The following is an 11,899-nucleotide window of genomic DNA, read 5'->3' as shown; positions in this document are numbered from 1 at the left end:
GTTTCCCTTGTTATCTTTTCTCTGCTTAATATTTCGGTTTTTCTGTGGTTTTCTTAATTTATCTGAATGAGTTTCAGTTACTCATATTGCAACAGGCGCAGTAAAGCGGGTTCAGACCTGGATAAAATCCTGTGATGACGTGTTATGATTATATTTTCCGAAAGAAAATAATTAATATTATTAATATATAATACTAAAGAGAATTCAACCGTTATAATCAAAAAGAGTGTGTTAAGCTGTTAAGAAATGTGTAACTGTCATGCTGATAACATCACCTGCGAGCCCGTGTGTAAACATCATAATGCTTTGGCAAATAATCATTTTTAGTCTGTTTACGGGTAGGTTGTTACAAAATATTTCATTCTGAAATTATCAGAGAAATATGTAATGATGTTATTATTCAGCAGCAGGATTGAATAAAAGAATTTAATATATGAGAAATCCGATTTTTACCACGATTCATTAATATGCATCATTTTCGGACGTGATTTTAGTGGTATAAACTCTGTTTTCTTTGGTAGATTAATTTTTTATAGGTGATTTTGCGTAACGCCGGATTAACTCAAAATTAAACATTGTAAATTTTAGTTAGGTAAGGACAAGTAATGACTAAAAAGTCAGTTTTTGCAAGAACACTCGTCTCTCTGCTGTTAGGTACAGCAATCAGTGCTTCAGCGCTGGCTGCGGCAGAAAATACCGGTCATACATTGCGGCTGGCCATCGGCGCAGAACCGACAGAAGGGTTTGACCCGATGCTCGGCTGGAGCCACGGCAGTTATCTGTTACTGCACAGCCCGCTGCTCAAACAAAAGGCCGATCTTTCCTGGCACAGCTACCTGCTGGACAGCTACGACCACAATGCCGACGGCAAAGAGTGGACACTGAAGCTGAAAAAAGACCTGAAATTCTCTGACGGCTCCCCGCTGACCGCCAAAGATGTGGCGTTCACCTATAACAATGCGGCCGCCGGCGGCGGTAAAATCGATATGGGTAACTTTGCCAAAGCAGAGGAAATTGATCCGCTGACAGTGAAAATCACCCTGTCCGAACCTCAGAGTACGTTTATCAACGTGCTCGGCTCTCTCGGCATTGTATCCGCCGATAAATATGATGCCAGACAGTATGCCCAAAAACCGGTGGGTGCCGGGCCGTACCGCCTGGTAGCTTTCCAGCCGGGCCAGCAGCTGATTGTTGAGGCTAACCCGTACTACGCCGGGCCGAAAAATGACTTTAACAAGCTGGTGTTTGTCTTCCTGGATGAGGATGCCGCCTTTGCTGCCGCACAGAGCCGCCAGCTTGAGGTTGTCCGCATTCCGCCGGTGATTGCCGCAACTGCCGGTGATGTCAAAGGAATGAAACTGGTGGAGCGCGCCAGCGTGGAAAACCGGGGTATTGTTTTCCCTATCCCGAAAGCCGGTGAAAAAGATGCACAGGGTTACCCGATCGGTAACGATATCACCGCTGATGTTGCCATCCGTAAAGCCATCAACTATGCGATTGACCGCAAATTGCTGTCTGAGCAGGTGATGGAAGGGTACGCCGTACCGGCCTTTACCGGTGTTCACGGCCTGCCGTGGAACAACCCGGAAGCCGCCTTTAAAGATGGTGATGCAGAAAAAGCCAAACAGATCCTGGAAGAAGCAGGCTGGAAACTCAATAAAGACGGGCTGCGTGAGAAAGACGGTAAAGTCGCCAAACTGACGCTGTGGTACACCAGCGGGGATACCACCCGCCGTGACCTGGCACAGGCTATCCGCGCCTTCCTGAAACCAATCGGCATTGAACTGGATTTACAGTCCGGCAGCTGGGAAACCGTTGAACGCCATATGCACGCCAACCCGACACTGTTTGGCTGGGGCAGCCTGGATCCGATGGAGTTAGTTCATCACTACAGCAGCAAAGCGGCGGGCGTGGAATTCTACAACCCGGGTTATTACAAAAATCCGCAGGTGGATGCCATCCTTGAGAAAGCCATGAGTGCGCCGGATCAGGAAGCCGCTATTCCTGTCTGGCAGCAGGTGGACTGGAACGGCAAAACCGGTACCGGGATTAAAGGGGATGCCGCCTGGGCGTGGCTGCTGAATGTGCAGCATACCTATGTGGTGAGTGATTGTGTTGATTTGGGCAAGGGGGCACCGGAGATCCACGGGTCATGGTCACTGCTCAACAGCGTGGATGACTGGGCCTGGACCTGTAAATAATGCGCAGTGCCCTGTTCCTTTTCGTGCGGTTTGTTTGTCTGCTGACGGTCACGGCGGCGGGGGTATTTATCCTCCTGAGCTATTCGCCAATTGACCCGATCAGAGCCTATATCGGAAATGATCTGCTGCATGTGCCGCCGGAGCAGTATCCGGCGATTGCCGCCCGCTGGGGACTGGATCAGCCGCTGTGGCAGCGGTTCTGGATCTGGTTCTCACAGATGCTGCGGGGCGATCTCGGTTACTCTATGCTGTATAACGCGCCGGTGTCAGAGGTGATTTCGGCGCGGCTCGGGCCGTCACTGGCACTCCTTATCAGCGCCTGGCTGCTCTCGGGCATTGCCGGGCTGCTGCTGGGGCTGGTGGCCGGGCGTTATCTGAACCGCTGGCCGGACAAAATTATTTCGGCACTGTCGTATCTGCTGGCTTCGATACCGACGTTCTGGATAGGGTTGCTGCTGCTGTCGCTGTTTGCGGTCACCCTGAACTGGGCACCAATCTGCTGTGCCTGGCCGATGGGCGAGGATGCGGATACAGCAACCTTCGGGCAGAAAATTCATCACCTGATTCTGCCGGTGCTGGCGCTGGGCTTACTCGGTGTCGGTAACATTGCCCTGCACACACGGGCAAAAGTGGCGGAAGTGATGGGGACCGAATTTATCCGTTATGCGAAAGCGCAGGGGGATAAAGGCTGGCCGATGATTAAATTTCATGTGCTGCGTCACGCCATTACCCCGGCACTCTGTTTACAGTTTGCCTCTGTGGGGGAACTGCTGAGCGGTTCACTGCTGGCGGAGAAAGTGTTCGCCTATCCCGGACTGGGACAGGCGACGATAGACGCGGGGCTGCGGGGGGATATCCCGCTGCTGATGGGTATTGTGATGTTTTGCGCGATCCTGATTTTTATCGGTAACAGCACGGCGGATATTTTACTGCGCCGCGTGAATCAGGGAGTGATCCGCGAATCATGACGTATAACCCGAACCGTGCGCTGTTAAAACTGACGGGCACATTACTGATGCTGATCCTGCTGGGCGTCTATGCCATATGGATCACACACACTGATATTGATATGGATTTCCTGGCGCGGCGGCAGGCACCGTCTGTCACGCACTGGTTCGGCACTGACAGCCTGGGGCGTGATCTGTGGGATCGCACTTTTCAGGGCATGGCAACCAGTCTGCAGATCGGACTGATTTCCGCCCTGACCAGCGGGCTGGTGGCGCTGACAATGGCCGGGTTATCAACGGTTAACAAAGGAACAGATTATCTGGTGCGCGGGGTGATTGATGCACTGCTGGCGCTGCCGCATCTGCTGCTGCTGATTTTAATCTGTTTCACCCTGGGCGGCGGAAAATCCGGCGTGATCTGGGCGATAGCCCTGACACACTGGCCGAAACTGACGCTGATCCTGCGCTCGGAAATCCTGCGGGTGCGGGAAACGGATTATGTGATGCTGGCACAACGCATGGGAAATTCGCGATTGTATTGCTGGCGTCATCATTATCTGCCAATGTTATTACCGCAGTGGATTGTCGGCACACTGCTGATGTTCCCGCATTCGGTACTGCACAGTGCGGCGCTCAGTTTTCTGGGCTTCGGGCTTGCGCCGCATGAGGCATCACTGGGGATCCTGCTGTCAGATGCACTGCGCTATCTCAGTACCGGTGCCTGGTGGCTGGCATTTTTCCCGGGACTGGTGCTGGTCGGACTGGTGTTACTGTTTGATCAGTTTGCGAAAGCCTTACAACAGCTCTGGCTGAGGATCGCATAATGCTGAAATTTGACCGGCTTGCCATTGATGTCGCACAGTTCAGCTGGCTGCGGAAAAAACGCTGGCAGCCGCTGCTGACAGATATCTCCCTGGCAGTTCAGCCCGGTGAGCTGGTGGCGCTGGTCGGCAGCAGCGGGGAAGGCAAAAGCCTGCTGCTGCAGAGTGCGCTGGGGCTGCTGCCGGACAATATGCGCTGCCGGGGCGCTATCTCGCTGGCGGGGGAAACCCTGACGGAAGAGAGCAAACAGCTGCACCGCGGCAATACCCTGTGTTACGTGCCGCAGGGGGTGAGTGCGCTGAATCCGCTGGTGCGGGTTGGTCCGCAGCTGGAACGCGCGGCCACACTCAGCGGTATGCATGTGAAGATGCACGACGTGGCGCGCCAGCTGCAACGTTATAACCTCCGGCCTGAGCTGACGGATGCGTTTCCGAACCGGCTCTCCGGCGGGATGGCAAAACGGGTGCTGACCTGCGGCGCAACGCTGACCGGGGCGCAGTATATTCTGGCGGATGAAATTACGTCCTGGCTGGATGACGAACATGCGGGGCAGATACTCGCGCATCTGAAAGTGCTGTGTGCGGACGGGCGCGGTGTGTTGTGGGTCACGCATGATCTGGCGATGGCCGCCCGCTTTGCTGACCGGATTGCCGTGCTGCGTCACGGGGTTTTACAGGAAACACTGACATCGCAGGCATTACTGAACGGGGAAGGCAGCCCGTGGCTGCAGTCACTGTGGGACGCACTGCCGGAACACCGTTTTCTGGCGGGGCGGAAATATACCGGGATGAGGCGGTAATAAGAATGACGGATGAATACAGGTGATAATCCGCTTTAATTCGTCCGTATATGAGTATTTTTTATTTATTTGCTGAAAATCAGCAGGGTTATTTATTTTATATTTAAACACAGTAGCGGATATTAATTCATTTATATGCGGTAACGGAAACTCCGCATAGTCTGAAAGGGATCTGAACCTCGTTTTCTTATCAGGAGAACAGCGGTGCATGATTTATTTTTTTATGGCTGATTAACAGCTTACATTTTTCACGCTTTAGTATTTCCGGGTGTGCGCCTGCGCATGTCCGGCGGTCAGTGGCGGATTGTGTCTGCATTCAGCGGATGCGTCACTGAAATAAAAACTGAAATCACGGTATCCCGGAATACTGATATCCGGATTGCTGTCTGATGACTCTGTTTTCATTCAATTGTGGAGGCGTTATGCAATTAACCCCGAGAGAAGTTGAAAAGCTGATGGTATATACCCTGGCGGATGTCGCGCAGCGACGTCGCGACAGAGGGGTAAAACTGAATTACCCGGAAGCGGTCGCGATTATTACCGTGACAGCACTGGAAGGCGCCCGTGACGGCAAAACAGTGGAAGATGTGATGAAAGAAGCTGCCACCGTACTGACCAAAGCCGACGTGATGGAAGGGGTGGATGATTTAATCCCGAATGTGCAGGTTGAGGCGATTTTCACAGACGGCAGCCGTCTGGTGACGGTTCATAACCCAATCAAATAAACGTACAGCAAAAAGGTGAGGTTCTGATTATGAGCAATACAAAACAACCCACGCCGTTAGGCGGAGTCATTTTTGCGGATACCCCGATTGAATTTAATACCGGTAAGCCGGAAACCAAAATTAAAGTCCGTAACACCGGGGATCGCCCGATTCAGGTCGGTTCGCATTTTCATTTCTTTGAAGTGAACCATGCCCTGGAATTTGATCGCGAAGCGGCTTACGGCAAACGCCTGAATATTTCATCCACCACCGCAATCCGTTTTGAGCCGGGTGATGAAACTGAAGTTTCTCTTATTCCTTACGGCGGCAAACAGACAGTTTACGGGTTTAACAACCTGGTGGACGGCTGGGCCGGTAATAATGTGGCCACCAGCGAACGTCCGGCAAAAGCGATTGCCCTGAACGAGGCAATTGCCCGCGGTTTCAGCCATAAAGCAGAAGCGAAGAAGTAATTCTCCGTCCTGACACGATTTTCCGGCAGTGATGCACAGGCATCCTGAACGAAATAAGGAACACGTTATGCCACAGATTTCCAGACAAGAATATTGCGGCCTGTTCGGGCCGACCACCGGAGACAAAATCCGTCTTGGTGATACCGATCTCTATATCGAAATTGAAAAAGACTTACGCGGTTACGGCGAAGAATCTGTTTACGGCGGCGGGAAATCCCTCCGTGACGGGATGGGCGCGAACAACACGCTGACCAGCGACAACGGCGTGCTCGACCTGGTTATCACCAACGTCACTATCCTGGATGCCAAATTAGGCGTCATCAAAGCGGACGTGGGTGTGAAGGACGGTAAAATTGTCGGTATCGGCAAGAGCGGTAACCCGAACCTGCAGGACGGTATCACCCCGGGAATGGTCGCCGGTGTGGCCACCGATGCTATCTCCGGTGAGCATCTGATCCTGACAGCGGCGGGTATCGATACCCACATTCACCTGATCTCACCACAGCAGGCTTATGCGGCGCTGTCCAACGGTGTCACCACCTTCTTCGGCGGCGGTATCGGGCCGACAGACGGCACCAACGGGACAACGGTTACCGCCGGTCCGTGGAACATCCGCGCGATGCTGCGTTCACTGGAAGGTTTACCGGTTAACGTCGGTATGCTCGGGAAAGGTAACTCTTTTGCCCGCGATCCGCTGGTTGAACAGATCATTGCCGGTGTTGCCGGTCTGAAAGTCCACGAAGACTGGGGTGCAACCTCCAACGCCATCCGTCATGCCCTGCGTGTGGCAGATGATTATGATATCCAGGTTGCGGTACATACTGACAGTCTGAACGAAGGCGGGTATGTGGAAGATACCATCGAAGCCTTTGAAGGCCGTACTATCCATACTTACCACACCGAAGGTGCGGGCGGTGGTCATGCGCCGGACATCATCAAAGTGGTCAGCCAGCCGAACGTGCTGCCGAGCTCCACTAACCCGACACTGCCGTACGGCATCAACAGCCAGGCAGAACTGTTCGACATGATCATGGTATGTCACAACCTGAACCCGAATGTCCCGGCTGACGTTTCCTTCGCGGAAAGCCGCGTGCGTCCGGAAACCATCGCAGCGGAAAACGTGCTGCATGATATGGGTGCTATCTCCATGTTCTCCAGTGACTCCCAGGCGATGGGGCGTGTCGGTGAGAACTGGCTGCGTGTGATCCAGACCGCTAACGCCATGAAAGCGGCGCGCGGCAAGCTGCCGGAAGATGCGGCGGGTAACGATAACTTCCGTGTTCTGCGTTACGTGGCAAAAATCACCATTAACCCGGCGATTGCCCAGGGTATCAGCCATGTGCTCGGCTCAGTCGAAGTCGGCAAAATGGCGGACCTGGTCCTGTGGGATCCGCGTTTCTTCGGTGCGAAACCAAAACTGGTTATCAAAGGTGGCATGATCAACTGGGCAGCGATGGGTGACCCTAACGCCTCCCTGCCGACACCGCAGCCGGTCTTCTATCGTCCGATGTTTGGTGCGATGGGTAAAACCCTGCAGGATACCTGTGTGACTTTCGTTTCCCAGGCAGCACTGGAAGATGGTGTGAAAGAGAAAGCCGGTCTGGAGCGCGAAGTTGTCGCGGTTCAGGGCATGCGCACCACCACCAAACGCGACCTGGTCCGTAACGGCGAAACCCCGGATATCGAAGTGGATCCGGAAACCTTCGCGGTGAAAGTTAACGGGGAACACGCGACCTGCCAGCCAATCTCGGTGGCGGCGATGAACCAGCGTTATTTCTTCGGCTGATTGACTTCCCCGGCGGGTGTTGTTCAGCCCGCCGGGCATAACAAAAAGGTAATTCCATGATCCTCATTGAGCACATTCTCGGCAACGTCAGAAAAGATCAGGCGTGGGCTGATAAAGCGAACGAAATGACGGTGGATATGCTGATCCTCGATCAGCGTGAAGCCCAGAAAAGCCGCTGCCGTAAACACACCCAAAACGGGCTGGATATCGGGATCGCGCTGGATCGCAACGTGCTGTTGTCTGACGGAGATGTGATCCACACCGATGACACCACTAATACTATGGTTGTCGTCCAGATCGATCTGCGTGATGTCATGGTTGTTGATCTTAAACGTCTTCAGGGCAGCACGCCGGAAGAGCAGATCCGCATCAGTTTTGAACTGGGCCATGCGCTCGGTAACCAGCACTGGAAAGCCGTTATCAAAGAAAACAAGGTGTATGTCCCGCTGACCGTCAGTGAAAAAGTGATGGAATCGGTGATGCGCACCCACGGCTTCGGCAATGATACGTTTGCCTTCGTCAAAGGCGAAACTATTCTGCCGATCCTGACCAACTCAGAATCCCGTCTGCTGTTCGGCGGCGCGGAAGAGACAGATACTCACGTGCATGTGGCACATAACCACGGGCACTCACATTCACACGGCCACGATCACGGGCACAGCCATGATCATGACCACAGTCACGACCACGGCCATGATCATCACCACGATCACGACCATGACCACAAACACTGACAGACCGGAACGGGAGAACGTGTGATGAAAGCGGCTGATCTTATCCGGATCATGCAGTTTGGTGATTCGGCACTTCCCGTCGGCGCCTTTACTTTCTCAAACGGTGTGGAATCGGCGATTCAGACGGGTGTGGTACATGATGCCGAAACCCTGAAAGGCTTTGTCCGCACCGCGCTGAAACAGGCGGCGAGCGGTGACGGTATTGCTGTTGTCGCGGCACACCGCGCAGTGCTTGCCGGTGATAACGACGCCATTCTGCGGGTCGACCGGGCGGTGAATAACCGCAAACTGAATGAAGAAGCCCGCCTGATGGCAACGCGGATGGGGAAAAAACTGGCGGAAATTTCTGTCCATATTTTTGACGATCCGCTCGTGGCATGGTGGCTGGCACAGATTAAAAGCGGGGACACCCCGGGCACCCAGCCTGTCACTCAGGCTATTGTGATGGCGGTACAGGGTATCGGCGAACGCGAAGTGGTGGTTATGCATCAGTACGGGATCGCAATGACGATCCTCAGCGCCGCCATGCGCCTGATGCGGATCACGCACTTTGAAACACAGCACATTTTATTTGAGCTGAACAACGACATTGAAACCTTCTGCGATATTGCAGCCTGCGGCGACATTGAACAGATGTCTTCCTATGTGCCGGTGATCGACGTCCTTGCGGCAGTTCATACCAAATCTTTTGTCCGCCTGTTTATGAACTGACAGGCGGCTGACTTATTTTCCGGGAGTATATTGATGAAAAAAATGACACGGATCGGCATCGGCGGCCCTGTTGGTTCAGGTAAAACGGCGATTATTGAAGTGATCACCCCGATCCTGATCGAACGCGGGATCAAGCCGTTAATCATCACCAATGACATCGTGACCACCGAAGATGCGAAGCAGGTCAAACGCACCCTGAAAGGGATCCTCGACGAAGAGAAAATCCTCGGCGTTGAAACCGGTGCCTGCCCGCACACTGCCGTACGCGAAGACCCGAGTATGAACATTGCAGCCGTGGAAGATATGGAAGAGCGTTTCCCGGACAGCGACGTCATCATGATTGAAAGCGGCGGCGATAACCTGACGCTGACTTTCAGCCCGGCACTCGCTGACTTCTACATCTATGTTATCGATGTGGCGGAAGGGGAAAAAATCCCGCGTAAAAACGGCCCGGGCCTGGTGCAGGCGGATATCCTGGTCATCAACAAAATCGACCTCGCACCGTACGTCGGTGCCAGCCTGGAAGTGATGGAAAGTGACACCAAAGTGGTGCGCGGCAACCGTCCGTATGTCATGACCAACTGCAAAACCGGCGAAGGCGTGGTGGAGCTGGTGGATATGATCATGGATAAATTCCTGTTCACCCACCAGGCGGGAGCAAAAGCATGACACAACTGAGGGCTGAGATCGCGGGGACGCCGACACGTCTCCGGGCTCATCTCTTAGGGGAAAAGGCGCCGGAAATGGCGCCTTACCAGGATGAGCCAAAGCAGATGCAAAGTGGTGCCATCGGGAAAAGCGGCTATCTGAAACTGCGGTTTGCCAAACGGGAATACCGCAGTGAAATGGTGGAAATGGAGCGCCGTGTGCCTTCTCTGGTGCAGCGCGCGCTGTACTGGGATGAAATGATGCCGCAGATGCCGTGTGTCACTATGATTTCCACCTCCGGCTGCCTGTTACAGGGCGACCGCCAGGCGCTGGATCTGATTGTGGAAGAGGGGGCGTGCGCCCACGTCACTACGCAGTCCGCCACCAAAATTCACATGATGGAGGCGAACTACGCCACGCAGTACCAGAATGTGGTGGTGGAAGCCGGTGGTTATCTGGAGTTTATGCCGGATCCGATTATCCCGCACCGTAATGCCCGTTTTTTAACGGACACTCAGATCACGGTTGATCCGACAGCAACTGTGATCTATTCCGAGATCCTGATGTCGGGGCGGAAATATCACCATCCGGACGAACAGTTCGGGTTTGATATTTTTTCCTCAAAGATCCGGGCGCAGGACAATGAGGGAAAAGAATTATTTGTTGAAAAATACATTCTGGAACCGAAAAAAGAAGCACTGAATGTGGTCGGCGTGATGGGGGGTTTTGATGTTTTCGGTAACGTGATTTTACTGACACCGAAAGAGCATCATGCCCGTATCCTGGAGCGTCTGGAAGCCCGTTATGACACGGATGAAGAGGTTGCATTCGGGGCGACGCAGTTGCCGAACGAGTGCGGTCTGGTCTTCAAAGTGCTGGGAATCGACAGCCCGAAAACCAAAGAGGCTGTCCGTTATTTCTGGCAAATCGCCCGGGAAGAGATCCTCGGCATCACATTGCAGAAACCGTTCCTGTGGCGCTGATGCGCTGCAGGATGACACCGGTGGTTACTCAGGGGACTGGTTATTATCAGCATAATCAGTCCCTTTGTCCGGTTTACCTTCAGGGGAAAGACGATGGCAACTTCAACAGTCAGTCAGAACGGCTGGAATAAACTGGCCGGATCCAATCCTGTCATACATTTTATTGATATCACGCTGCGTGGTTGTGCGCAGGTGATGTTTCAGAACAACCCGCTGACCGGGCTGTTCTTTTTCGCCGCTATTTTTATCGGTGCATACAGTGAAGGCATTCCGGCGGTCGGCTGGGGCTGTCTGCTCGGTACCGTGGTGTCCACGCTGACGGCGTATGTCAGCAAAATGGATGTCACTTCACTGCGTGCCGGGCTGTACGGCTATAACGGCTGCCTGGTCGGTGTGGCGTTGCCGACCTTCCTGGATAACACACCGTTTATGTGGGCGGCCATTGTGCTCGGCAGTATCGTGGCGGTGATCGCCACCATCTCACTGACCGATTTCCTGAAAAACTGGAAAGTTGCTGCGCTGACCGCGCCTTTCGTGCTGGTGACCTGGACTATCCTGCTGGCCAGTTACAGTTTCTTCGGTATCAAAGGCGTCAGTCTGCCGGGGCCGGCACTGCCGGATCAGTATGTGGCACCGATCGCCGGGATCCCGTATTCCGATCTGATCCCGGATATTTTTCGTGGTGTGTCAGAGGTCTTTCTGCTGAGCAGCATTACCGTGGGGATCCTGTTTGTGATCGGCCTGGCAGTCAGCTCGGTGTGGGCGGCGGTCTTTGCGGTCTTTGGCTCACTGCTGGCTTTTGGTGTGGCATCTTTTTTGAAAGCGGACTTCGGCAGTGTGCATACCGGGCTGTATTCATTCAGTGCTGTGTTAACTGCGATTGCGCTGGGTTCCACATTTAATAAACCGAGTTTCAAAGTGCTGGTGTATACCGTTGTGGGTGTGATTTTTACGGTGTTTGTCCAGGGCGCGCTGGATGTGGTGGTCTCGCCGTTCGGCATTCCGACACTGACCATGCCGTTTGTTCTGGCCTCCTGGCTGTTCCTGGTGCCGAATCAGGACATCATGCCGGAACACCGTCAGTAAAAGGG

12 protein-coding genes are annotated in these 11,899 nt (G+C 53.6%); all 12 read left to right on the top strand.

Features of this window, described 5'->3' with window-relative positions:
• Positions 1-605: 605 nt before the first annotated feature.
• Positions 606-2,201 carry an ABC transporter substrate-binding protein gene (locus HMPREF3119_RS01780; protein WP_032099031.1) on the top strand — a complete coding sequence of 532 codons (1,596 nt, stop codon included), beginning with the start codon at positions 606-608 and terminating at the stop codon, positions 2,199-2,201.
• Positions 2,201-3,169 (top strand): ABC transporter permease, encoded by a 969-nt coding sequence (locus tag HMPREF3119_RS01775; RefSeq protein WP_024475043.1) that lies wholly within the window; start codon positions 2,201-2,203, stop codon positions 3,167-3,169. The genes HMPREF3119_RS01780 and HMPREF3119_RS01775 overlap by 1 nt, the downstream gene beginning before the upstream one ends.
• Positions 3,166-3,972, top strand: coding sequence for an ABC transporter permease (locus tag HMPREF3119_RS01770; RefSeq protein WP_004237079.1), 807 nt, complete (start codon positions 3,166-3,168; stop codon positions 3,970-3,972). The genes HMPREF3119_RS01775 and HMPREF3119_RS01770 overlap by 4 nt, the downstream gene beginning before the upstream one ends.
• Entirely contained in the window at positions 3,972-4,769 is a 798-nt protein-coding gene (locus HMPREF3119_RS01765) for an ATP-binding cassette domain-containing protein (protein ID WP_004242096.1), read from the top strand. Before HMPREF3119_RS01770 ends, HMPREF3119_RS01765 begins: the two co-directional genes overlap by 1 nt.
• Before the next feature lie 422 nt (positions 4,770-5,191).
• Positions 5,192-5,494 carry an urease subunit gamma gene (locus HMPREF3119_RS01760; protein ID WP_004242097.1) on the top strand — a complete coding sequence of 101 codons (303 nt, stop codon included), beginning with the start codon at positions 5,192-5,194 and terminating at the stop codon, positions 5,492-5,494.
• A gap of 29 nt (positions 5,495-5,523) precedes the next feature.
• Positions 5,524-5,946: an urease subunit beta gene (locus tag HMPREF3119_RS01755; RefSeq protein ID WP_004237083.1), complete on the top strand. Its 423-nt coding sequence runs from the start codon at positions 5,524-5,526 to the stop codon at positions 5,944-5,946.
• Between the two features lie 67 nt (positions 5,947-6,013).
• The gene (locus HMPREF3119_RS01750; protein WP_024475038.1) at positions 6,014-7,732 is read left to right on the top strand and encodes an urease subunit alpha; all 1,719 of its coding nucleotides are present in this window, start codon (positions 6,014-6,016) and stop codon (positions 7,730-7,732) included.
• A gap of 56 nt (positions 7,733-7,788) precedes the next feature.
• A complete protein-coding gene (gene ureE, locus HMPREF3119_RS01745) occupies positions 7,789-8,466 on the top strand; it encodes an urease accessory protein UreE (protein ID WP_024475037.1) in 678 nt (225 codons plus the stop codon).
• Positions 8,467-8,490: 24 nt separating this feature from the next.
• Positions 8,491-9,177, top strand: coding sequence for an urease accessory protein UreF (locus HMPREF3119_RS01740; protein WP_004237086.1), 687 nt, complete (start codon positions 8,491-8,493; stop codon positions 9,175-9,177).
• A 33-nt stretch (positions 9,178-9,210) separates the two neighbouring features.
• Positions 9,211-9,846 (top strand): urease accessory protein UreG, encoded by a 636-nt coding sequence (ureG, locus tag HMPREF3119_RS01735; protein WP_004237089.1) that lies wholly within the window; start codon positions 9,211-9,213, stop codon positions 9,844-9,846.
• Complete coding sequence (locus HMPREF3119_RS01730; RefSeq protein ID WP_015422437.1) at positions 9,843-10,808, top strand: urease accessory protein UreD; 966 nt, start codon at positions 9,843-9,845, stop codon at positions 10,806-10,808. Before ureG ends, HMPREF3119_RS01730 begins: the two co-directional genes overlap by 4 nt.
• Positions 10,809-10,901: 93 nt before the next feature.
• On the top strand, positions 10,902-11,894 hold the full coding sequence (gene yut / locus HMPREF3119_RS01725) for an urea transporter (protein WP_004237091.1): 993 nt from the start codon (positions 10,902-10,904) through the stop codon (positions 11,892-11,894).
• The last annotated feature ends 5 nt before the right edge of the window (positions 11,895-11,899 follow it).

Source organism: Morganella sp. HMSC11D09, assembly GCF_001807955.1.
GTDB lineage: Bacteria > Pseudomonadota > Gammaproteobacteria > Enterobacterales > Enterobacteriaceae > Morganella > Morganella morganii.
This window is presented reverse-complemented; position numbering and strand designations above follow the sequence as displayed.

Bases quoted from the DNA above. Each gene is read 5' to 3' on its own strand.
- ureE (WP_024475037.1), top strand. From the start codon at position 7,789: ATGATCCTCATTGAGCACATTCTCGGCAACGTCAGAAAAGATCAGGCG.
- ureG (WP_004237089.1), top strand. From the start codon at position 9,211: ATGAAAAAAATGACACGGATCGGCATCGGCGGCCCTGTTGGTTCAGGT.
- HMPREF3119_RS01770 (WP_004237079.1), top strand. From the start codon at position 3,166: ATGACGTATAACCCGAACCGTGCGCTGTTAAAACTGACGGGCACATTA.
- HMPREF3119_RS01750 (WP_024475038.1), top strand. From the start codon at position 6,014: ATGCCACAGATTTCCAGACAAGAATATTGCGGCCTGTTCGGGCCGACC.
- HMPREF3119_RS01760 (WP_004242097.1), top strand. From the start codon at position 5,192: ATGCAATTAACCCCGAGAGAAGTTGAAAAGCTGATGGTATATACCCTG.
- HMPREF3119_RS01765 (WP_004242096.1), top strand. From the start codon at position 3,972: ATGCTGAAATTTGACCGGCTTGCCATTGATGTCGCACAGTTCAGCTGG.
- HMPREF3119_RS01780 (WP_032099031.1), top strand. From the start codon at position 606: ATGACTAAAAAGTCAGTTTTTGCAAGAACACTCGTCTCTCTGCTGTTA.
- HMPREF3119_RS01755 (WP_004237083.1), top strand. From the start codon at position 5,524: ATGAGCAATACAAAACAACCCACGCCGTTAGGCGGAGTCATTTTTGCG.
- yut (WP_004237091.1), top strand. From the start codon at position 10,902: ATGGCAACTTCAACAGTCAGTCAGAACGGCTGGAATAAACTGGCCGGA.
- HMPREF3119_RS01730 (WP_015422437.1), top strand. From the start codon at position 9,843: ATGACACAACTGAGGGCTGAGATCGCGGGGACGCCGACACGTCTCCGG.
- HMPREF3119_RS01740 (WP_004237086.1), top strand. From the start codon at position 8,491: ATGAAAGCGGCTGATCTTATCCGGATCATGCAGTTTGGTGATTCGGCA.
- HMPREF3119_RS01775 (WP_024475043.1), top strand. From the start codon at position 2,201: ATGCGCAGTGCCCTGTTCCTTTTCGTGCGGTTTGTTTGTCTGCTGACG.